A 21,499-nucleotide genomic window follows, 5' to 3' on the forward strand; every position below is an offset into this window, starting at 1 on the left:
CACTCCGCCATCAGGGGGCCGTCCCGTTGGGCCGTTCGGGCGACAAACGGCCGGGCCCCTCCGGAGAGGAGCCCGGCCGCGGTCATGGGACTACGCCCGCCAGAGCCCCTCCGGCGTCAGCCCCAACAGCTCGATCGCGTTGCCCCGCACGATCCGCTCGACGACGTCCGCCGGCAGGTGGCCCATCTGGGCCTCGCCGACCTCCTTCGACTTGGGCCAGGTGGAGTCGGAGTGCGGGTAGTCCGTCTCGTACAGGACGTTCCCCGCCCCGATCGCGTCGAGGTTGCGCAGCCCGAAGGCGTCGTCGAAGAAGCAGCCGAAGACGTGGCCGGCGAAGAGCTCGGAGGGCGGCCGCGTGACCTTGTCGGCGACGCCGCCCCAGGCGCGGTTCTCCTCCCAGACGACGTCGGCGCGCTCCAGGATGTACGGGATCCAGCCGATCTGCCCCTCCGCGTACATGATCCGCAGGTTCGGGAAGCGCTCGAACTTGCCGCTCATCAGCCAGTCGACCATCGAGAAGCAGCAGTTCGCGAAGGTGATGGTGGAGCCGACGGCCGGCGGTGCGTCGGCGGAGGTCGAGGGCATCCGGCTGGAGGAGCCGATGTGCATCGCGATGACCGTGCCGGTCTCGTCGCACGCGCGGAAGAAGGGGTCCCAGTGGTCCGTGTGGACGGAGGGGAGCCCGAGGTGCGGCGGGATCTCGGAGAAGGCGACGGCCCTGACGCCGCGCGCGGCGTTGCGGCGGACCTCGGCGGCGGCGAGCCCGGGGTCCCAGAGCGGGATGAGGGTGAGCGGGATCAGCCGCCCGTGCGCCTCGGGCCCGCACCACTCCTCGACCATCCAGTCGTTGTAGGCGCGGACGCAGAGCAGCCCGAGCTCGCGGTCGCTCGCCTCGGTGAAGGTCTGCCCGCAGAAGCGGGGGAAGGTGGGGAAACAGAGCGCGGACTGGACGTGGTTGACGTCCATGTCGGCGAGCCGGTCCGGGACGGAGTGGGAGCCGGGCCGCATCTGCTCGTAGGTGATGACTTCGAGGCGTATCTCGTCCCGGTCGTAGCCGACGGCGGTGTCGAGCCGGGTGAGGGGCCTGTGCAGATCCTCGTACACCCACCAGTCGCCGATCGGCCCTTCGTCCCCCTTCTGTCCCATGACGGGGGCGAACTTTCCGCCGAGGAAGGTCATTTCCCTGAGGGGGGCGCGGACGATCCGGGGTCCGGTGTCGCGGTACCGGGACGGGAGCCGGTCCCGCCAGACGTGCGGGGGCTCCACGGTGTGGTCGTCCACCGAGATGATCTTCGGGAAGGTCTCCATGCCTTTCACGGTAGCGCCGATCTGACGACCCGTCAGCTAGTGGGGCTCAGAACGACCGGGTTGCGGCCTCACAACGGCTTCACAACGGCCGACCCGATGCTGACGGACCCCCTCCGGACAAGGCAGACTGTCCTGGGCGAAACCAGCGGTAAGGGCAGGGGGAGCGATGGACCGTGAGAACGGGCCGCGAGTTCCGGCACGGATCCCGGACGGGAGCGACGCCAAGGCCGCACCCGGCGTGCCTGCGCAGCGGAACGGCCGGAGGACGGCAGCTCCCGGCGGTGAGCAGCACAAGGCCACGACCGGCACCGAGACCGGCACCGAGGAGACGACCCTCGCGGAGGAGCCCTCCGGCGGCGGGTTCCGCTTCGGCGTGCTCGGGCCCGTCCGCGCCTGGCGCGACGGCGAACCCGTCCCCACCGGCTCCCCGCAGCAGCGCGCCCTGCTCGCCGCGCTGCTCCTGCGCGGCGGCCGCACCGCCACCGCGCACGAGCTGATCGACGCGCTGTGGGGCGAGGAACCGCCCTCCCAGGCGCTCGCCGCGGTCCGTACGTACGCCTCCCGGCTCCGCAAGGCCCTCGACCCGAAGGTCCTGGTCAGCGAGTCCGGCGGCTACGCGCTCCGTACCCCCGCCGCCGCGCTCGACGTGACCGCCGCGCAGGAGCTGGCCGCCGAGGCCGAGAAGCTCCGCGCGGCCGGGGACCGCACGGCCGCGCGGGCGCGGCTGGCCGAGGCGCTCGACCTGTGGGACGGCGAGGTGCTCGCCTCCGTACCCGGTCCGTACGCCGAGACGCAGCGGACCCGCCTGGAGGAGTGGCGGCTCACCCTCCTCGAGACCCGCCTGGACATCGACCTGGAGGTCGGCGCGCACGCGGAGGCCGTCTCCGAGCTGACCGCGCTCACCGCGGCGCACCCGCTGCGGGAGCGCCTGCGCGAGCTCCTCATGCTGGCGCTCTACCGCAGCGGACGGCAGGCGGAGGCGCTCGCGGTCTACGCCGACACCCGCCGGCTCCTCGCCGACGAGCTGGGCGTCGACCCGACCCCGGAGCTGTCCCGGCTCCAGCAGCGCATCCTCCAGGCCGACGCGGAACTCGCCCGTCCGGTGGAGGAGCCGGCGCCCGCCGCCGCGCCCATGGCCCGCCCGGCCCAGCTCCCGGCGACCGTCCCGGACTTCACGGGCCGCGCCGCCTTCGTACGGGAACTGGGCGCCCGGCTCGCCACCGCCGAGGGGCACGTCATGGCGGTCTCGGCGCTCGCGGGCATCGGCGGCGTCGGCAAGACCACGCTCGCCGTGCACGTCGCCCACGAGGCGCGGCCGCACTTCCCGGACGGCCAGCTGTACGTGGACCTCCAGGGCGCGGGCAACCGCGCCGCCGCGCCCGAGACGGTCCTCGGCTCCTTCCTGCGGGCCCTCGGCACACCGGATTCGGCCATCCCGGACTCGCTGGACGACCGGGCGGCGCTGTACCGCTCGACGCTGGACGGCCGCCGGGTCCTGGTGCTCCTGGACAACGCGCGGGACGCGGCGCAGATCCGCCCCCTGCTCCCCGGTACGGCGGGCTGCGCGGCCCTGGTCACGAGCCGCATCCGCATGGTCGACCTGGCGGGCGCGCACCTGGTGGACCTGGACGTGATGTCCCCGGAGGAGGCGCTCCAGCTGTTCACGAGGATCGTGGGCGAGGAGCGGGTGCAGTCCGAACGGGATGCCGCCCTGGACGTGGTGGCGGCCTGCGGCTTCCTCCCCCTGGCGATCCGCATCGCGGCGTCCCGCCTGGCGGCGCGCCGGACGTGGACGGTCTCGGTCCTGGCGGCGAAGCTGGCGGACGAGCGTCGCCGCCTGGACGAGCTCCAGGCGGGCGACCTGGCGGTCAAGGCCACCTTCGAACTCGGCTACGGCCAGCTGGAGCCGGCCCAGGCGCGCGCCTTCCGCCTCCTGGGCCTGGCGGACGGCCCGGACATCTCCCTCGCCGCGGCGGCAGCGGTCCTGGACCTCCCCCTGTGGGACACGGAGGACCTCCTGGAGGCCCTGGTCGACACGTCCCTGGTGGAATCGGCGGCCCCCGGCCGCTACCGGTACCACGACCTGGTCCGCCTCTACGCGCGTGCGTGCGCGGACCGCGACGAACAGCCCCCGTCGGAGAAGGAGGCGGCGCTCTCCCGCCTCCTGGACTTCTACCTGTCGACGGCGGCCCGCGTCTACGCCATCGAGCGCCCGGGCGACCGCCTGGTGGACCACCTGGAACCCACGTCCTACGAGGGCCTCACCTTCACGGACCGCCACGAGGCCCAGGACTGGCTCTACGCGGAAGCGAACTGCCTCCTGGCGACGGTCCGCCAGTCGGCCGCGACGGCGGGGACGCTGCGGCGGGGGGTGGACCTGCTGTGGGCGAGCCTCGACCTGGCGGAGTCGGGGGCGAACTCGAAGGAGTACGAGGCGGTGGCGACGGTGCTGCGGGAGGCGGCGAGCGGGGCGGGTGACTCCCGTGCGGAGTGCCGGGCCTCGATCACCCTCGCGTACGGCCACCACGTCTCGGGCCGCTTCACCCAGGCCGACGAGGAGGCCCACGCCGCCATGCGGCTGGCCACCTCCGTGGACGACCCGCTGCCCCTGTGCTGGGCGCCGAACATCCTGGGCGTCATGGCGTTCTACCAGAACAACCACACCGATGCGGAGCAGCACTTCGCCCGCGCCATCGAGCACTTCCGCGGCTGCGAGGACCTGGCCGGCGAGGCGAGCGCGCTGTGCAACCTCTCCCGCATCCACCTGATCACAGGACGCACGGACAGCGCGGTGCGCCTGGCCCAGCAGGGCACGGACACGTACGACGCCCTGGGACACGCCCTGAAGGGGGCCAACGGGCGCTACGCGCTGGGCATGGCCCTGGCGCAGAGCGGTCAGTTCGGCGCTGCCGCCGAGCGGCTCAGGGAGGCCCTCTCCGTCTTCCGCGACAGCCGTCAGCGACTCTGGGAGGGGATGACGCTGTACCGGCTCGCCGAAGCCGAGGTCACGGAAGGGCGCTACGCGCAGGCCGCGTCGAACGCGGAACTGGCCCTGACCGTCCTGCGCGGCATCGGCGGCGAGTGGAGGCGGGGCAACGTCCTGACCGTCCTCGGCCGCGCCCTCACCGGCATCGGCCAGACAGGGCGCGCCGAGGTCTGCTGGCGCGACGCGCTGGAGGTCTTCGACTCCCTCGGCTCCCCCGAGGCCGAGGCTGTACGGGTACTGCTCAACCCGGCGGCGGTTGCCTGATCCCCCTGGCCTGGGCGTTCATCGTTCGTTTATCGCTGTCCGACATGCTCTGAAGCAGTCGATCCGTCGCGTCGGGGGGCAGACGGGTCGCCCAGGAAGCCCTCACTCGGACGCACTAGGGTGAGCGGCCCTGCAGAAGGAGCCCGTCCGGCAGTCCACGGGGGAACAGCCGGACGGGCCCTTCAGCACCGACTCACCCGATTCTGCGAGAGGTTGCACACAGTGAGTGACACGGTCAGCCCCAACAACATCCACATCACCGGTGGCGAGACCACTGATGTGACCACCAAGAACATCCACATCACGGATGGCGAGGACGGCGCCGCGATCGCCGAGAAGATCGGAATCCACGTCGCGAACGCTGACGAGGCGCCCACCGCCGGCACCGGCACCGCCTCGACCGACAACATCCACATCACGTCCGAGCCGGCCAACTAAGCCACTCCCGACGGGGAACGGCCGCGGCGGCGACTTCGGGGGAGCCGCCGGGGCCAACCAGGGAGGTCCGGTCGACGGGGGAGCACACGGGCCCGGGGGACACCCGGCGGAACCAGGGGGGATCCGTCCGGGCAGGGCCCGTGCGCAACGCGATCGGACCACCGCACAACGGAGGGGCCGGGCAGATGCCCGGCCCCTCCGCTCGTTCGGGCGCCGGGCGTCGCCTCGCACACGACCCGGTCGCCGGAGCCGTGGTCGACGACCTCCCCCGGCGTGGCGCAGGCCGACGAGCCCCGGGTCGCACTCCTACCGCGCCCGCAGCTCCCCCTTCACCACCTTCCCGCTCGCGTTCCGCGGCAGCTCCGCCACGAACTCGACCTCCCTCGGGACCTTGTAGTTCGCCATCTCGCGGCGTGACCAGGCGATGACGTCGTCCGACGTCAGGGTCGAGCCCGGGCGGCGGACCGCGAAGGCCTTGCCGACCTCGCCGAGGCGGGGGTCCGGGATGCCGATGACGGCGACGTCCGCGATGTCGGGGTGGAGGCCGAGGAGCTGTTCGATCTCGGCCGGGTAGGCGTTGAAGCCCCCGACGATGAACATGTCCTTGATCCGGTCCGTGATGCGGAGGTTGCCCGAGGCGTCCAGGACTCCCACGTCGCCCGTGTGCAGCCAGCCGTCCGCGTCGATCGCGGCCGCCGTCGCCTCCTCGTCCTCGAAGTAGCCGCGCATGACGTGGAAGCCGCGGACCAGGACCTCTCCCGACTCCGACAGGCGGACCTCCGTGTCGGGGATCGCGCGGCCCGAGGTGTACGCGACGACCTCGGCCGGGTCGCCTCGGCGGCACATCGTGACGATGCCGCTCGCCTCGGAGAGGCCGTACGCCGTGAGGACCGTGCCCACGCCCAGTTCCGACCGCAGGCGTTCGACCAGCCTCAGCGGGACCACCGCCGCGCCCGTCACGACCAGGCGGAGGGTGGACAGGTCGTGGGACGTGCGGGCCGGGTGGTCCAGGAGGGACTGGTGGAGGGTCGGCGGGCCGGGCAGGACCGAGATGCGTTCCGCCGCGATGTTGGCGAGGACCGTGTCCACGTTGAAGACCGGCTGCGGCACCATCACCGCCCCGCGCAGCAGGCACGCGACGATCCCGGCCTTGTAGCCGAAGGTGTGGAAGAAGGGGTTCACGATGAGGTAGCGGTCGCCCTCCCGCAGGCCCGCGAGCTCGCTCCACACGTCGTAGCAGCGCAGGGTCTGCTCATGGGTGATGACGGCGCCCTTGGGACGCCCCGTGGTGCCCGAGGTGTAGATGATGTCCGAGGGGTCCGAGGGGGCGACGGCGTCGGCCCGCGCCCGTACCCGCGCCGGATCCACCCCGTCGCCCTCCGCGAGGAAGGCCTTCCAGGTGGTGTAAGCCGGGTCGTCCGGCACCGTGTCGCTGAACACCACCACCCGCCGCAGGTCCGGGAGTCCCGTCTCGGCGCGGCGCAGCGAGGCCACGTACGAGGTGCCGAGGAAGGTGCCGGTGACGAAGAGCAGCCGGGCCCGGGAGCGGGCGAGGACGTCGGCGGCCTCGGCGCCCTTGAAGCGGGTGTTGAGCGGGACGAGGACGGCGCCCGCACTCACCGCGCCGAGCGCGGCGACGATCCAGTCGAGGGTGTTGGGCGCCCAGATCGCGACCCGGTCCCCGAGCCGTACGCCGGCCGCGAGGCACGCGGCCGCCGCCCGTTCCACCCGGGCGCCGAGCTCGGCGTACGAGACGCGGGTGCGGCCCTCGACGACCGCCTCCCCCGGCCCGTACCGCTCGGCCGCCCAGCGCACCAACTCCGGTATCGAGCCGTGCTCCATCCTGACCCCACCTCCCGTAGCTGACTATCCGTCAGATTAGTTGTAGCCTGACGCGCTGTCAGCAGTGCTGCCCCATGAGGAGGTTCGGTGCTCAAGGACGCCACGGCCATCGTCGGGATAGGACAGACACCCTTCGCGAAACAGCTCCCCGAGACCGAGAAGACCCTCGCCTGCCGGGCGATCCTCGCCGCTCTCGACGACGCCGGGATCACCCCCTCCGAGGTCGACGCCTTCGCCTCGTACACGATGGAGGAGACCGACGAGGTCGAGGTGGCGAAGGCCATCGGGGCCGGTGACGTCACCTTCTTCAGCAAGGTGGGGTACGGAGGGGGAGGCTCCTGCGCCACCATCGGGCATCTCGCCGCCGCCGTCGCCACCGGACAGGCGAGCGTCGGCGTCGCCTGGCGGTCGCGCAAGCGGGGCTCCGGCCCCCGGCCCTGGACCAACACCGCCGTCCAGCTGCCCACCCCCGGCCAGTGGACCCGGCCCTTCGGCCTGCTGCGGCCCGCCGACGAGATCGGCATGCTCGCCCGCCGCTACATGCACGAGTACGGCGCCACCCGCGACCACCTCTTCAACGTCGCCCTGGCCTGCCGCAACCGTGCCAACCAGAACCCCGCCGCGATCATGTACGAGCGGCCGCTGACCCGCGAGATGTACATGACCGCCCGCTGGATCAGCGAACCCCTCTGCCTCTTCGACAACTGCCTGGAGACCGACGGGGCGCTCGCCTGCGTGATCGTGAGCGCCGAACGCGCCCGCGACTGCCGGCAGAAGCCCGTCTACGTGCACTCCGCCGCCCAGGGCCTGCCCGCCCAGCACCACGGCATGGTCAACTACTGGAACGACGACCCGCTCTCCGGCCCCGCCTGGACCGCCGCCCGGCATCTGTGGAAGACCGCCGACTTCGGCCCGGCCGACGTCGACGTCGCCCAGATCTACGACGCCTTCACCCCGCTCGTCCCGCTCTCCCTGGAGGGCTACGGCTTCTGCGGCCGAGGCGAGGGCGCCGCCTTCACCGAGGGCGGCGCCCTGGAGATCGGCGGCCGGCTGCCGCTCAACACCGGCGGCGGCGGGCTCTCCGAGGCGTACGTGCACGGCTTCAACCTCATCAACGAGGGAGTGAAGCAGCTCCGCGGCACCTCCACCGCCCAGGTCCCCGACGCCGCCACCTGCCTGGTCACGGCCGGCGAGGGCGTCCCCACATCGGCCATCCTGCTGAGGAGTTGAGATGCTCGAACCTCTCGTCGACGAGGACGGCGCGCCCTTCTGGGAGTACGCCGCCCAGGGCGAACTGCGCGTCCAGGCCTGCGCCGCCCCCGACTGCGGTGAGCTCCGCTTCCCGCCCCGGCCCTGCTGCCCGCACTGCCAGTCCTTCGACAGCGAGTGGCGGCTCATGTCCGGACGCGGCCGGATCTGGTCGTATGTCCTCCCCCACCCGCCGCTCCTCCCCGAGTACGCCGCCCAGGCCCCGTACAACGCGGTGCTCGTCGAGCTCGCCGACGCCCCCCGCGTCCGCCTCGTCGGGAACGTCGTCGCCGCCCCGGACGCGCCCCTGAACTCGGTCGACCCGGCCCGGCTGCGCATCGGCGCCGCCGTACGGGTCGCCTTCACCGAGGTCGACGGCGTCACCGTCCCCCGCTGGCTCCTGGAGCGCCCGTGAGCATCCGGGTCGAACGCGACAAGGAGGCCGGGGTCGCCGTCGTCACCCTCGACCGGCCGGAGAAGCACAACGCGATCACCCTCGACATGGCCCGCGAACTCGGCGCCGTCTGGCGGGGGTTCCGGTACGAGGACGAGGTCCGGGCGATCGTCGTCACCGGGGCCGGCGGCCGCGCCTTCTGCACCGGGATCGACCGCTCCGTGGACGTGCCGCAGCCCTCCTCCCCGTACACGATCGACGACCCCCTCCTCGCCCTCGGCCCCAAGGCGAACGACCTGTGGAAACCGGTCGTCGCCGCCGTCGAGGGCATGGCCTGCGGCGGGGCCTTCTACCTGCTCGGCGAGGCGGAGTTCCTGATCGCGGGCGAGGGCGCCACCTTCTTCGACCCGCACACCACCTACGGGATGGTCTCCGCCTTCGAGACCATCCACATGGCACGGAAGATGCCGTACGGAGAGCTCGCCCGGATGGCGCTCATGGGCACCGCCGAGCGGATCTCCGCCCGGCGCGCGTACGAGACGGGGCTCGTCGGCGAGATCACGGAGCCCGGCGGGGCACTGGAGGCCGCCCGCGAGGCCGCCGCCGTCATCGCCTCGTACCCGACGGAGGCCGTCCAGGGGACGGTACGGGCGCTGTGGTCCGCCGGCGAGGCCGCCCGCGCCCAGGCCCTCGCCCACGCCCCTCACCTGGTGGCGCTCGGGAACCTGCCGCCGGAACGGCAGGCGGAGCTGTTCACCCGAAGGAGAACACGAACGAGCGCAGGCCACCGGCTCCGATAGCAGATGCGAAGGTCTGTTTTAATGGATCTTCGTTTGATGATTCACCGTCAGCAGCGGTGGCACAGCCCCGCGTTCACGGACGGAACGGGCCATGCCCGGCCGCTGTGACACGCAACGGGGAGCTGTGATGGCACAACGCATCGTCAAGGCCGGACTCGCGGCCGGAGCCGCACTCGTGCTGGCCGCCTGCGGCGGCGGGAGCGACCCGACGACGGTCGCCGGGAGCGCCGGAGCCGAGGGCGGGGCCGGCGGCGAGGCCGGACAGGACGGCGGTGCGAGGACCGCGTCGCTCGCCCAGCCGGACAGCCTCACCGTCGCCTTCTGCAAGCCCGTCGAGGACGGCACCGGAGGCAAGAGCTACCAGGTCGTCCTGCGCTCCTTCGCCGCGAAGGACGGCGCCTTCGCCGGCGAGCGCAGCGCCGCCCTGCCGCCGGCCACCGAGCCGTCCGGCTGCGACGAGGACGGCCCCAGCTACAGCGCCGACCTGGCCTTCAACAAGGACCTCACCCTGGTCGCCGGCCTCGTCAAGGGCGACCGCGCCGCCGCCTTCGACATGGCCACCGGCCATGAGGTCGGCGCACCCGACCCGGACTCCTTCTCGAAGCGCCTGGACAACGGCAGCGCCGTCTTCCACCCGGTGACCGGCCGCCTCTGGTACGACATGGGGCGCATCGACGACGGCGCCCAGGGCGACCTCGGCTCGCGGGACCCCAAGGGTGGCCTGAAGACCGAGGAGAACACCGCCTTCGGGAAGATCCCGGACCTCCTGCGGAAGGACGGCCCCACGGCGGAGACGGCGCTCGCCACGGACGACGTCGACGCGGCGGCGGTCCCCGCGGGCGGAGTCGTGGCGACGGGCAACACGACCTACGGCGTCCGCCTGAGCAAGGTCGGCCCCGAGAGCGGGGGCATCGGTGCCGGGGTCTACCTGACCGAGATCGCCACCACGGGCCTCGACGAGAACAGCAAGGTCTTCTGCGAGCCGGCCTTCTGGCGCAACGCCACCACCCTGGTCTGCGACCTCCAGCAGCTGACGTTCTCCGCCGACTACACGAAGCTCCTGAAGACCGAGAACCTCGTCCCGGAGAACGACCGGATCAACGGCCAGCCGGTCCTCTCCCCGGACGGGAAGAGCTTCGCGTTCCTCTCCAGGGGTGAGGACGGCCGCAGCGGCCTCTTCCGCGGGGACTTCTCCGGCGGCGAGCCGAAGAAGATCACCAGCGTGGACCCCCCGGTGCCGGACCCGGAGCGCGAAATGCGCACGACGCTGATCCGCTGGAACTGACGGGCCGGACGCTCAGCCGGTCGGGGAGGCGCTCGCGGACGCGCTCGCCTTCCCGACCACGTCGTACACGTAGCAGTTCCTCACCTGGTCGACGACCTTCGGGTTCTTCATCGCGACCTCGAAGGTCTTGTCCTCGTAGGCCCCGACCGTGACGGTCGTCGTGACCGAGTCGACCGCGGAACCCGTGGCGCCCTTGAACTCCAGGGTCACCTCGTAGGTGCCCTCCAGCGCGTCGTGCGAGCTGATCCTCAGGGTCGCCGTGGTGTCCGCCTTCCGGGCCGGCCTGCCCTTGCGCTTCTTCTGCGCGGGCTTCACGCAGTCGACGACCACGACCTCGGCCTTCGCCGACGTGGGGGACGGGCTGGCGGTGGCCGTGGAGCCGCCCGAGTCCTCCGTATTGATGTAGTCGTCGTTGCCCTGCTCGTCGCTGGAGCAACCGCCGCCCGAATCGTCGTCGTCGTGGGAGCCCTTGTGGCTCCGGCTCTTGCCGCTCTTGCTCTTCCCGCTGCCGCCACCGCCGCCGTGGCCGCCCTTGCCGCTGTGGAAACCGGTCAGCGCGAGGACCACCACCGTGAGCGTCGCCGCGAGCTTCAGGCGCGTCCGTACCATCGCCGCCACCCCTCCCTGTGTGTCGTGTCCGCGCCACCCTAATGGCGGGGCCGTGCCACGTGGCGGGGCCCCCACACCCGGCGTAGCGTCGGGAACGAGGGCCGGACCGCCGAGGAGGCCGCACCGATGATCCGCAACATCGCCGGCTCCGTCCTGGCTCTCGCCGGAGCGACGGCCGCCGTCTGGAGCCCCTTCCGTGCCTGGTACGACGGCCGTCACGGTCGCGACTACGCCATCGGTGACCTGTTCACCGGCATCACCGACGTCAAGGCCGACATCGCGGGCTCGATCCTGCTGCCCCTCGCCTTCGCGGCCCTCGTGACCGTCGTCGGCGTCGTGCTCCGCTCCCGCCTGCTCGTCGCCTTCGCCGGGATCGTCGTCCTCGGCTTCACCATCCTGTGGATGGTGCGGGTCGGCGAGGCGGAGGGCAGCCTCACGATCGACGCCGACGGTACGGGGCTCGGCGACGGGCTCGCGTTCGCCTTCGGCGGCGGGGTCCTGCTGCTCGTCGGCGCGCTCGTGATGTCGGGCCGGAGCCACACCCACCGGGTGGACCGGCCGCGCAGGCCCCCGCGGCCCGCGGAGCCTGCCGGGACGGAGGCGACCGACCGGACGCTCACGTACCCGAGCGCGCCGGGGCCTTCCGGGACGGACCGGACGCTCACCTACCCGAGCCCGCCGGAGCCGCCCCTGGAGGACGGCCCCGAACGCTCGCAGGGTCCGGACCGGACCTAGGACGTCAGGCCCGCGCCGCCGCGCCCCGTCCCGTCGCCGTGCCCTTGACCGCGTCGAGCGCGTACACGCAGCGGTCCTTGCTGCACGCGTACACGACCCCGCCCTTCGCCACCGGCGAGCCGGTGATCTCGCCGCCGGTCGCGAGCTTCCAGCGGAGCTGGCCGCCGGTCGCGTCCAGGGTGTACAGGACGTGGTCGGCCGAGCCGAAGTGCACCCGGCCGTCGGCGACGACCGGAGAGCCGACCAGCTCGCCGCCGGCGGCGAACCGCCACCGGGGGGTGCCGGTGACCGCGTCGAGCGTGTAGAGCGCGCTGCCGCTGCCGACGTGCACGTTCCCGTCGGCGACGAGCACCGGCTCGGTGGACTGGCGCGGCTCGGTCGCGATCCGCCAGCGGTCCTGCCCGGTGGTCGCGTCCAGCGCGTACACGGTGCCGAGGTGGTCCGAGAGGTACACCCCGCCGCCCGTGACGGCCGGTCCCGGCGCGAACGCGGGCGGGGAGAGGAACACGGCCGGCGCCTCGAAGTGCCAGCGGACGTGCCCGGCGGCGATGTCGATCGACAGGACCCGGGTCCCGGCGGAGACGTACACGCAGCCGTCCTCGGCCGGGGACACCCGGACCGGCACGTTGGCGCAGGAGGCGGCGTCGCCGATCGGGTACGACCAGCGCTCCACGCCCGTGCGGGCGTCGAGGGCCTGGAGCCGGGCGTCCCGCCAGACGTACACGGTGTCGCCGTGCACGGCGGGCCCCGCCTCCGGGGTCTCGAAGTCGGTCTGCGCGCCGGTCAGCTCCCACAGCTTGGCGCCGTTGGAGGCCTCCCAGGCCTGCACGCCGCCGCCGCGGGTACCGGTGACGACCGTGCCCCGGTCGACCTTCAGCGAGTACACCCAGGCGTCCGTGGGCAGCCGCCAGCGCTCGCTGCCGTCGGCGGCGTCGAGGGCGTACAGGGTGGGTCCGTCGGAGGCGTGGATGCGGCCCGAGGCGACGGCCATCGACCAGGCCACGTCCCGGGTCTTGAACTGGCGCCGGCCGCTGCCCGTGTCCAGGGCGTGCACCTCGAAGGAGGTCACGTACAGCAGGTCGCCGTCGACGACCGGGGTGCCCCAGACGTCGTTCGACATCCGGAAGCGCCAGGGCCGCCAGTGGCCGGGCTCCGGCGGGGGCTGCGGGGCGGCGGCCGCCTGGCCGTTCCCCTGGGCCGGGACGTGCTGGGACCCGGGCCCCGGTGCCGTACCGGGCTCGGCGCCGTGCGGGCCGCCGCCGGGCGGGCGGATCCAGCCGGTCGCGGGGCCCGCGTCGGCGCCCCGGCCGACGGCGATCGCCGCGCGGGTGTCGGCGACCCGGGGGCCGGGGCCGATCGGCACGGTCGCGCCGCCGAGGCGCACGGGGCCGCCCGCGCTCTCGGGGTGGCCCGCGTGGCGGCCACCGGGGGGCGCGTGCTCCGGCGCGCGCTCCGGCGTGTGCTCCGGGAAGCGGGGGTCCTGGCGGGGGCCCGGCGGGTCCGCCGGCGGCGGGGGCGGCGTCGGTCCCGGCACCTGACGGCCGCCGCCGCGGCGCCGCTCGATCATGGCGGTGGCGCTCAGCGGCAGCCACGCGGAGGCCGTGCCGCTGTCGTCGCTGCCGGGGCCGAAGAGGTGCGGGGCGAGCTGCGCCTGGAGGTCGGCCGGGGTGGGCCGGCGGCTGACGTCCATCTGCATGCAGGAGTCGATGAGGGGCCGCAGCTCGTCCGGCAGGCCCTCCAGGTCCGGGCCCTCCCGCAGCAGCATGAACACGGTCTCGACGGGGTTGGCGCCGTGGAAGGGCGCGTGCCCGGTGGCGGCGAAGACCAGCATCGAGCCCAGCGAGAAGACGTCGCTGGCGCCGGTGACGCTGCGCGAGTCGCGGGCCTGCTCGGGCGACATGTAGGCGGGGGTGCCGACGGCGACGTTGGTCATGGTCAGGCGCGTGTTGGAGACGCCCGACGCGATGCCGAAGTCGATCACCCGGGGGCCGTCCTCGACGACGAGGACGTTGGAGGGCTTGAGGTCGCGGTGGACCAGGCCCGCGCCGTGGATGGACTGCAGGGCCTCGGCGACGCCCGCGGCGAGCCAGCGGACGGCCTGGGCCGGGAGCGGCCCGCACTCGTTCACTATCTCTTCGAGGGAGGGCGCCGGCACATAGGCGGTGGCCAGCCAGGGCACGGCGGCGCGCGGATCGGCGTCCACGACGGCGGCCGTGTAGAAGCCGGAGACCGCCCGGGCGGCCTCCACCTCCCGGGTGAAGCGGACCCGGAACAGCTGGTCCTCCGCGAGCTCCGTGCGCACGGTCTTGATCGCCACGCGCCGGCCCGAGGCCGAGCGCGCGAGATAGACCAGGCCCATTCCGCCCGCGCCGAGCCGGCCCAGCACCTCGAAGGGCCCGATGCGTCTCGGGTCGTGCTGCGTCAGCTGTTCCACTTGCCTGCCACCTCCCCGTACGGGCCATGAGGGTACGGCCCCGTGGCCACTGATTCTTCCTGTCCGAGGGCCTGGTTGCGAACCCGGGGGCGGATCGGGGTGTCATACCTCATATCGGTGGCGGATCGGCGGCGACGGGTCAGCTTCCGGCGGCGGGTTCCGCGAGGACGGCGAAGCGGGCGCCCTGGTTGTCGTGGAGGACGGCGATGCGGCCGTGCGGGGTGTCGAAGGCCGGGGTCGCGACCCGGCCGCCGAGCCGGACGGTGGTCTCGCAGGCCTCGTCGCAGTCGGCGACGGCGAAGTGCACGAGGACGTGGCCGGGCATCTCGGCGGGGAAGTCCTCGCTGATGACGGCCCGTCCGCCGAAGGCGCTGTCGTCGCCGGGGCGGGAGCCGGGCGGGGACCAGACGCGGTAGTCGAAGCCGGCGTCCCTGCCCTCCTCCTCGGCGTCGGCCTGGCGGCCGAGGTAGCCGAAGACGGTGGCGTAGAAGGTGTCGACGGCGTCGGGAAGGCGGGTGTAGACCTCCATCCAGCAGAAGGCGCCCGGCTCGTTCGTGACCTCGAAGCCGTCGGGGTCGCCCTCCTGGCGGATGCCGAAGACCGCGCCGCCGGGGTCGGCGGCGAGCGCGTAGACGCCGAAGGGGCCGACGGGGTAGGGCTCCATGACCATCTGCCCGCCGGCGGCCTTGATCCGGGCGGCGAGGGTGCCGGCGTCCTCGGTGGCGAGGTAGAGGGTCCAGGTGGTGGGCATGCGCCCGTCGCGCTTGGGCACGAGCCCGGCGACCCGGCGGCCGTCGAGGAGGGCCTCGTCGCGGTCGGGGTCGAAGGTCCAGCCGAAGAGCTCGCCGTAGAAGCGCTTGCCCGCTTCCAGGTCGGGGAGCTGTGCGTCCACCCAGCAGGGGGTGCCCTCAATGCGTACGGCCATGTCAACACGCTAGGACGGCGGGGGCCGCCCCGCACGCCCCGACATGGGAACAAAATGCCGATTCATCGGGCCGGAGCCCTTGGGGCGCCTGGGTTGTCCACCGAAGTTGTCCACAGACTGTTCATAAGCCGATCCGGGTACCTCCGGGTACGGCGGTCCGGGGACCCCGGGTACGGGCGTCCCGGGTCCGGCGCCGAGGTGGCCGGAACCCGCCCCTCCCCTCCGTCGGGGACACGCGTGCCGACCTCGGAGAACGGGGTGCACCCCATTTGCACTCGGCCGAATCGCGCGCCGAAGCCCCCTCGGTAAGCTGACGGCATGACAGGACAAGTACGCACCGTCGACGGCCGCGTGGCCGGACGACGCGGCCAGGCGACGCGGCAGAAGCTGCTCGACTGCCTCGGTGAGATGCTCAGCTCCTCGCCCTACCGGGACGTCAAGGTCATCGATGTGGCCCGGAAGGCGGGTACTTCACCCGCGACGTTCTATCAGTACTTCCCGGACGTCGAGGGAGCGGTCCTCGAGATCGCGGAGGAAATGGCCAAGGAGGGCGCCGCGCTGACCGAGCTGGTCTCCGGCCGCTCCTGGGTCGGCAAGGCCGGCTGGCAGACCTCGGAGGAACTCGTCGAGGGCTTCCTGGACTTCTGGCGCAAGCACGACGCGATCCTGCGGGTCGTGGACCTCGGTGCCGCCGAGGGCGACAAGCGGTTCTACAAGATCCGCATGAAGATCCTGAACTCGGTCACCAACTCCCTGACGGACGCGGTGAAGGAGCTCCAGGCCAAGGGCAAGGTCGACAAGGACGTCAGCCCCGCCGCGATGGCCGGCTCCCTGGTGGCGATGCTGGCCTCGGTCGCCGGCCACCAGAAGGGCTTCCAGACCTGGGGCGTGAAGCAGGCCGAACTCAAGCCGAACCTCGCGCTGTTGGTGCACCTGGGGATCACCGGCAAGAAGCCGACCAGATAGCGCCACCCTCTCCTTCACCCGTCCTGTCGACCACGCCGGCGGCGGCCCGCTCCCCGGGAAACGGGGGCGGGACCGCCGTCGGCGTCGCCGTGTCGGGCCCGGGAGCACCCCTACCGGCGGGTGAGCCGGAAGAGCCGGATCTCGCGCTCGATCCGTGCCTGGTACGTGGCGTACGGCGGCCAGAACTCTAGGGCCGCCTTCCAGGCCGCCGCCCGTTCCTCGCCCGCGAGCAGTTCCGCCCGTACGGGTACGTCCTCGCCCCGCCAGTTGACCTCGACGTCCGGATGGGCGAGCAGGTTCGCCGTCCAGGCCGGGTGGCCGGGCCGGCCGAAGTTGGAGCCGACGAGGAGCCAGCGGCCGTCCCCCTCGGGCATGCAGGCGAGCGGGGTGACCCGCGGCTGCCCGCTCTTCGCGCCCCGGGCGGTGAGGATCACGCCGGGCAGCATCCGCGCGCTGAGCAGCACCTTTCCCTTGGTCAACCGGTGCACGGCCCGGTCCATGGCCGGGATGAGGTGCGGGGCGACCTTGGCGAAGGTCCGGGTCGAGGACACCTTCTGCACGAGCTTCCGTCCGACGGGCATCTACGCCGCCTCCTCTCCGAAGAGTCCGGTCCGTTCCGCGGCCCGTGCGCGCAGCCGCCGGGCGGGCCCGAAGAGCAGCTCGTCGGAGGCCGCCCTCTTGAAGCAGAGGTCGTCGAGCTGGAGGCACTCGCCCGCGGTGGCGCGCAGCGCCTCCAGGGCGTGGGCGAGGGCGAGCGGTCCGCCGTCGGGCTCGCGGGCCGCGCAGTACGCCAGGGAGCGGGCCACCCCTACCTGGACGTGGAGGTCGGCGAGGCGGTGCCGGGAGCCTTCGCGGGAGCCGAGGCGCCCGGCCGCGCGGTCGAGGGCGGCCGCGGCGGCGCCGACGGCCTCGGCGGCCAGCATGACGGCGGCGGTGCGGCCGGTGGCGGCGAGGGCGCCGAGGACGTCGGCCGGTTCCTCGCCGAGGAGTTCGGCCCCGGTGTCCCGGAACTGGACGGTCGCCAGGGGTCGGGTGGGGTCGAGGGCGGGCTGCCGGGTCCGTACGAGGCCGGGGGCGTCCGCGGGGACGAGGAAGAGGAGCGTACGGCTGCGGGCGAAGCCGCCGGTGTGGGCGGCGACGAGGAGCAGTCCGGCGCCGTGTCCGTCGATGACCTGGGCGGCCTCGCCGTAGAGGCGCCAGCCGCCGTCCGCCGCGCGGGCGGCCTGGATGCCGCCCGCGCGGCCGTCGCCCGACCAGTTCCCGTCGGTGTTGTCGCCGGTGAGGCCGAGGGCGTGGGAGAGGCCGGCGGGGACGGCGAGGGCGCAGGTGAGTGCGCCGGCGGCGACGCGCGGGAGGTGGGCGGCGCGCTGGGCGGGGGTGCCGAGGGCGGCGAGCAGCGGGGCGGCGAGGACCGTGGTGGCGAGGAGCGGGGAGGGGGCGAGGGCGCGGCCGGCCTCCTCGCAGACGAGGGCGAGGTCGGCGGGGCCGCGGCCGGTGCCTCCGTACTCCTCGGGGATGGCCAGCCCGGCGAGGCCGAGGGTGCCGGCGAGGTGGGCCCAGAGTTCGGCGTCGTACCCGTCGGGGCCGGCGGCGGCCGCCCGGCTCCCGTCCGGCCCGACCCGCTCGGCGAGCAGCCCCCGCAGGGCGTGCCGGAGCTCCCGCTGCTCCTGGGCGAGCGCGGAGGCGGACCCGCCGGAGCCGCCGGGGGCGGGTGGGTCCGCCCGGCCGGCCGGCGGGTCCGCGGCCGGCGCGGGCGCGCCGGCGAACGGTGCCGCGGGTGGGGTGGCGCACGGGTCCGCTCGGCCTGCGGCCGGGGCGGCGAGCGGTCGCGCCTCCGTCGCGGCGGGCGGTTCCGCCCTCGGGGCGTCGAGCGCAGCGGAATCGGCGTCCATGGAGCTCCCTCCGTATCTGACGGTCCGTCATGCTAGGGCGGTGCGGGCCCGGTTGCCCAGATAGACGCCGGTCCCGATTCAAGGAATCTGATGTACCGTCAGATTCATGCCCACCACCACACGCAGCTCCCGCCGCGTCGCCGTCGTCGGCGTCTCCCTCTCCGACTGCGGCCGGGTCGACGAGGCCACCCCCTACGCCCTGCACGCCCAGGCCGCCCGCCGCGCCCTCGCGGACAGCGGCCTCGACCGCTCGCTGATCGACGGCCTCGCCTCGGCGGGCCTCGGCACGCTCGCCCCGGTCGAGGTCGCCGAATACCTGGGCCTGCGCCCCCGCTGGGTGGACTCGACCGCCGTCGGCGGCGCCACCTGGGAGGTCATGGCCGCGCACGCCGCCGACGCGATCGCCGCGGGCCGCGCGAACGCGGTCCTGCTCGTGTACGGCTCCACGGCCCGCGCCGACATCCGGGCCCGGCGCCGCACCTCGAACCTCTCGTTCGGCTCACGCGGCCCGCTCCAGTTCGAGGTGCCGTACGGGCACACCCTGATCGCCAAGTACGCGATGGCCGCCCGCCGTCACATGCACGAGTACGGCACGACCCTGGAGCAGCTCGCGGAGGTGGCCGTGCGGGCGCGGGCGAACGCGGCGCTCAACCCGGAGGCGATGTTCCGCGAGCCGATCACCGTCGACGACGTCCTGGACGGGCCGATGATCGCGGACCCGTTCACCAAGCTGCACTGCTGCATCCGCAGCGACGGCGGCTGCGCGGTGCTGCTCGTGGCCGAGGAGTACGTGAAGGACTGCCACAAGGCCCCGGTCTGGGTGCTCGGCACGGGCGAGCACGTCTCGCACACCACGATGTCCGAGTGGGAGGACTTCACGGTCTCCCCGGCGGCCGTCAGCGGCCGGCTGGCCTTCGAGCGGGCGGGCGTCCGGCCGGCCGACGTCGAGGTCGCCGAGATCTACGACGCCTTCACCTACATGACCCTGGTGACCCTGGAGGACCTGGGCTTCTGCGCGAAGGGCGAGGGCGGCGCGTTCGTCCAGGAGAAGGACCGGCTGCCGGTGAACACGGACGGCGGCGGCCTCTCGGCCTGCCACCCGGGGATGCGGGGCCTGTTCCTGCTCGTGGAGGCGGTACGCCAACTGCGCGGCGAGGCACCGGGGTTGCAGGTGCGGCGCCCGGACGGCTCGCTGCCGGAGCTGGCGGTGGCCTCGGGGACGGGGGGCTGGTTCTGCTCCTCGGGGACGGTGGTGCTCGGCCGCGGCTGACCACGCCCCGAAGGATCTATACAAGCGTCATAGACAATCGTGTAGGACATCCGTATAGTCATGTCTGCGGGCAGGGGAACGGCCCGCAGACACACGACAAGGAGTCCTGCCATGACCAGCACCACGAAGACCGCCAAGACCGTCCTGATCTCCGGCGCCTCGATCGCCGGCCCCGCCCTCGCCCTCTGGCTGCACCGCTACGGCTTCGTCCCGACCGTCGTCGAGCGCGCCCCCGAACTGCGCACCGGCGGCTACAAGGTGGACATCCGCGGCACCGCCATCGAGGTCTGCCGCCGGATGGGCGTCCTCGACGAGATCCGCGCCAACTCCACCGACATGCGCGGCGGTTCGTACGTCGACGACGCCGGCCGCACCATCGGCGAACTGCCCGCCGACATCTTCGGCGGCCGCGTCGAGGAGGACGACGAGATCATGCGCGGCGAGCTCGCCCGCATCCTGTACGACCGGACCCGCGAGGACGTCGAGTACGTCTTCGGCGACTCGATCGCCGCCCTCGCCGAGGACGCCGACGGCGTCACCGTCACCTTCGAGAGCGGCACCGTCCGCCGCTTCGACCTGGTCGTCGGCGCCGACGGCCTCCACTCGAACACCCGGAGGCTCGCCTTCGGCCCGGAGGAGCGGTACAAGCGCCACCTCGACGCGTACATCTCCATCTTCACGGCCCCCAACCACCTGGGCCTGGACCGCTGGGAGACCTACCACGCGCTCCCCGGGAAGCTGACCTGCGTCTACAGCTCCGCCGGCGAGACCGACGCCAAGAACCTCTTCGTCTTCTCCTCCGCCCAGGAGCAGCCCGACCACCGCGACACCGCCGCCCAGAAGCGCTTCCTCGCCCGCACCTTCGAGGGCGACGGCTGGGAGATCCCGCGCCTGCTCGGACACGCCGCCGAGGCCGACGACTTCTACCTCGACTCCATCGCCCTCGTGGAGATGGACCACTGGTCCACCGGCCGGGTCGTGCTGCTCGGCGACGCCGCCCACTGCACCTCCCCCGCCTCCGGCCAGGGCACGGGCCTCGCCCTCACCGGCGCGTACATCCTGGCGGGCGAACTCGCCCGGGCGGGCGGCGACCACACCGTCGCCTTCGCCCGCTACGAGGAGCGGATGCGGCCCGGCGTGGAGCGCAACCAGCGGATGGCCGAGCGCTTCGTCAAGGAGATGGTCGTCGACCGGAAATGGAAGATCGCCCTGCGCATGCTCATGGTCCGGACGCTGCCGAAGACCCCCTGGAAGAACCTCATCGCGAAGAAGATCCGCGACGAGATCCAGGCCACGGCGAACGCCGTCGCGATCGAGGACTACGACACCACCGCACGGCCTACGGTGGCGGCATGACCGACTTCCACCACGCCCTCCACTCGCTCAGGGTCTGGGACACCGAACTCCCCTCCTTCGACCCGGCGAGCGCCCCGCCCGAGCCGCTCCCCCTCTTCCACGACTGGTTCACGGCGGTGGCCGCGGCCGGCCAGACCGAGCCGCACACCCTCTCCCTGGCCACCGTGGACGAGGACGGCAGGCCCGACGTCCGCACGGTGATGCTGCACGACGCCGACGACCGCGGCTGGCACTTCGCCTCGCACGCCACCAGCGCCAAGGGCCGCCAGCTCGCCGCCCGCCCCGAGGCCGCCCTCGGCTTCTACTGGCCGGTCCAGGGCCGCCAGGTCCGCATCCGGGGCCACGTCACCACCGGCACCCCCGAGGAGGCGTACGAGGACCTCCACGCCCGCACCACCGGCGCCCTCGCCTCGGCGCTCGTCGGCCGGCAGAGCGAGGTCCTCGACTCCCCCGGGACCCTCGCCGAGGCGAGCGCCGCCGCCTGGCGCCGGGCCGAGGACGAACCGGACGCCCCCGCCCCGACCTGGACCCTGTACGTGGTCGAGCCGGCCGAGGTCGAGTTCTTCCAGGGCGACGCCCGCCGCCGCCACGTCCGCCTCCGCTACCGGCGCACCGCGGGCGGCTGGACCCGCGAACTCCTCTGGCCCTAAGACTTGACTCTGTCGGTGATCTTGATGAGCGAGGTCAGGTTCCGAGGGTCCGCCAGGACTTGGACCGGGGGATCTGATGCTGGTCGAGGTAGGTCTG

At 73.3% G+C, this 21,499-nt stretch carries 18 protein-coding genes; 11 read left to right on the plus strand and 7 right to left on the minus strand.

What is annotated here, in order from left to right; translation table 11 throughout:
• Positions 1-90 precede the first annotated feature (90 nt).
• Positions 91-1,308 (minus strand): amidohydrolase family protein, encoded by a 1,218-nt coding sequence (locus ACFYX3_RS41055; RefSeq protein WP_389025127.1) that lies wholly within the window; start codon positions 1,306-1,308, stop codon positions 91-93.
• A gap of 166 nt (positions 1,309-1,474) precedes the next feature.
• On the opposite strand from ACFYX3_RS41055, the gene ACFYX3_RS41060 reads away from it, so the two are divergent.
• Positions 1,475-4,558, plus strand: coding sequence for a BTAD domain-containing putative transcriptional regulator (locus ACFYX3_RS41060; protein ID WP_389025129.1), 3,084 nt, complete (start codon positions 1,475-1,477; stop codon positions 4,556-4,558).
• A gap of 222 nt (positions 4,559-4,780) precedes the next feature.
• Positions 4,781-4,996: a hypothetical protein gene (locus ACFYX3_RS41065; protein ID WP_389025132.1), complete on the plus strand. Its 216-nt coding sequence runs from the start codon at positions 4,781-4,783 to the stop codon at positions 4,994-4,996.
• Positions 4,997-5,302: 306 nt separating this feature from the next.
• Here ACFYX3_RS41065 and ACFYX3_RS41070 read toward each other — a convergent pair whose 3' ends face one another.
• Complete coding sequence (locus tag ACFYX3_RS41070) at positions 5,303-6,838, minus strand: FadD3 family acyl-CoA ligase (RefSeq protein WP_389025134.1); 1,536 nt, start codon at positions 6,836-6,838, stop codon at positions 5,303-5,305.
• Between the two features lie 87 nt (positions 6,839-6,925).
• Here ACFYX3_RS41070 and ACFYX3_RS41075 point away from each other — a divergent pair, with 87 nt between their 5' ends.
• The 4 genes from ACFYX3_RS41075 to ACFYX3_RS41090 all read left to right on the plus strand — a co-directional run bounded on the left by ACFYX3_RS41075 (position 6,926) and on the right by ACFYX3_RS41090 (position 10,565).
• Positions 6,926-8,068, plus strand: coding sequence for a lipid-transfer protein (locus ACFYX3_RS41075; RefSeq protein WP_389025136.1), 1,143 nt, complete (start codon positions 6,926-6,928; stop codon positions 8,066-8,068).
• A gap of 1 nt (position 8,069) precedes the next feature.
• Positions 8,070-8,501 (plus strand): Zn-ribbon domain-containing OB-fold protein, encoded by a 432-nt coding sequence (locus ACFYX3_RS41080; protein WP_376582411.1) that lies wholly within the window; start codon positions 8,070-8,072, stop codon positions 8,499-8,501.
• The gene (locus ACFYX3_RS41085; RefSeq protein ID WP_389025139.1) at positions 8,498-9,280 is read left to right on the plus strand and encodes an enoyl-CoA hydratase/isomerase family protein; all 783 of its coding nucleotides are present in this window, start codon (positions 8,498-8,500) and stop codon (positions 9,278-9,280) included. Before ACFYX3_RS41080 ends, ACFYX3_RS41085 begins: the two co-directional genes overlap by 4 nt.
• A gap of 127 nt (positions 9,281-9,407) precedes the next feature.
• A complete protein-coding gene (locus ACFYX3_RS41090; RefSeq protein ID WP_389025141.1) occupies positions 9,408-10,565 on the plus strand; it encodes a hypothetical protein in 1,158 nt (385 codons plus the stop codon).
• A gap of 12 nt (positions 10,566-10,577) precedes the next feature.
• Here ACFYX3_RS41090 and ACFYX3_RS41095 read toward each other — a convergent pair whose 3' ends face one another.
• Entirely contained in the window at positions 10,578-11,174 is a 597-nt protein-coding gene (locus tag ACFYX3_RS41095; protein ID WP_389025143.1) for a hypothetical protein, read from the minus strand.
• A gap of 126 nt (positions 11,175-11,300) precedes the next feature.
• Between ACFYX3_RS41095 and ACFYX3_RS41100 the strand changes: the two genes are divergently transcribed.
• A complete protein-coding gene (locus ACFYX3_RS41100) occupies positions 11,301-11,909 on the plus strand; it encodes a hypothetical protein (RefSeq protein ID WP_389025145.1) in 609 nt (202 codons plus the stop codon).
• Positions 11,910-11,913: 4 nt separating this feature from the next.
• Here ACFYX3_RS41100 and ACFYX3_RS41105 read toward each other — a convergent pair whose 3' ends face one another.
• Positions 11,914-14,343 carry a PQQ-binding-like beta-propeller repeat protein gene (locus ACFYX3_RS41105; RefSeq protein ID WP_389025147.1) on the minus strand — a complete coding sequence of 810 codons (2,430 nt, stop codon included), beginning with the start codon at positions 14,341-14,343 and terminating at the stop codon, positions 11,914-11,916.
• 139 nt (positions 14,344-14,482) lie between these two features.
• Positions 14,483-15,268, minus strand: a complete 786-nt coding sequence (locus tag ACFYX3_RS41110; RefSeq protein ID WP_389025149.1) for a VOC family protein — start codon at positions 15,266-15,268, stop codon at positions 14,483-14,485.
• Between the two features lie 318 nt (positions 15,269-15,586).
• Here ACFYX3_RS41110 and ACFYX3_RS41115 point away from each other — a divergent pair, with 318 nt between their 5' ends.
• Complete coding sequence (locus ACFYX3_RS41115; RefSeq protein WP_041129739.1) at positions 15,587-16,234, plus strand: TetR family transcriptional regulator; 648 nt, start codon at positions 15,587-15,589, stop codon at positions 16,232-16,234.
• 110 nt (positions 16,235-16,344) lie between these two features.
• Here the strand turns inward: ACFYX3_RS41115 and ACFYX3_RS41120 are convergent, their stop codons facing one another.
• Both ACFYX3_RS41120 and ACFYX3_RS41125 read right to left on the minus strand, forming a co-directional pair.
• Positions 16,345-16,815 (minus strand): nitroreductase family deazaflavin-dependent oxidoreductase, encoded by a 471-nt coding sequence (locus ACFYX3_RS41120; RefSeq protein WP_382660006.1) that lies wholly within the window; start codon positions 16,813-16,815, stop codon positions 16,345-16,347.
• On the minus strand, positions 16,816-18,126 hold the full coding sequence (locus tag ACFYX3_RS41125; protein WP_389025153.1) for an acyl-CoA dehydrogenase family protein: 1,311 nt from the start codon (positions 18,124-18,126) through the stop codon (positions 16,816-16,818). It abuts the gene before it with no gap.
• A gap of 106 nt (positions 18,127-18,232) precedes the next feature.
• On the opposite strand from ACFYX3_RS41125, the gene ACFYX3_RS41130 reads away from it, so the two are divergent.
• From ACFYX3_RS41130 to ACFYX3_RS41140, 3 genes are all read left to right on the plus strand, one after another.
• On the plus strand, positions 18,233-19,396 hold the full coding sequence (locus tag ACFYX3_RS41130; protein ID WP_389025155.1) for an acetyl-CoA acetyltransferase: 1,164 nt from the start codon (positions 18,233-18,235) through the stop codon (positions 19,394-19,396).
• A 111-nt stretch (positions 19,397-19,507) separates the two neighbouring features.
• A complete protein-coding gene (locus ACFYX3_RS41135) occupies positions 19,508-20,752 on the plus strand; it encodes an FAD-dependent monooxygenase (protein WP_389025157.1) in 1,245 nt (414 codons plus the stop codon).
• Entirely contained in the window at positions 20,749-21,402 is a 654-nt protein-coding gene (locus ACFYX3_RS41140) for a pyridoxal 5'-phosphate synthase (RefSeq protein WP_389025159.1), read from the plus strand. The genes ACFYX3_RS41135 and ACFYX3_RS41140 overlap by 4 nt, the downstream gene beginning before the upstream one ends.
• Positions 21,403-21,499 lie beyond the last annotated feature (97 nt).

Source organism: Streptomyces sp. NPDC002463 (assembly GCF_042889835.1).
Lineage (GTDB): Bacteria > Actinomycetota > Actinomycetes > Streptomycetales > Streptomycetaceae > Streptomyces > Streptomyces nymphaeiformis.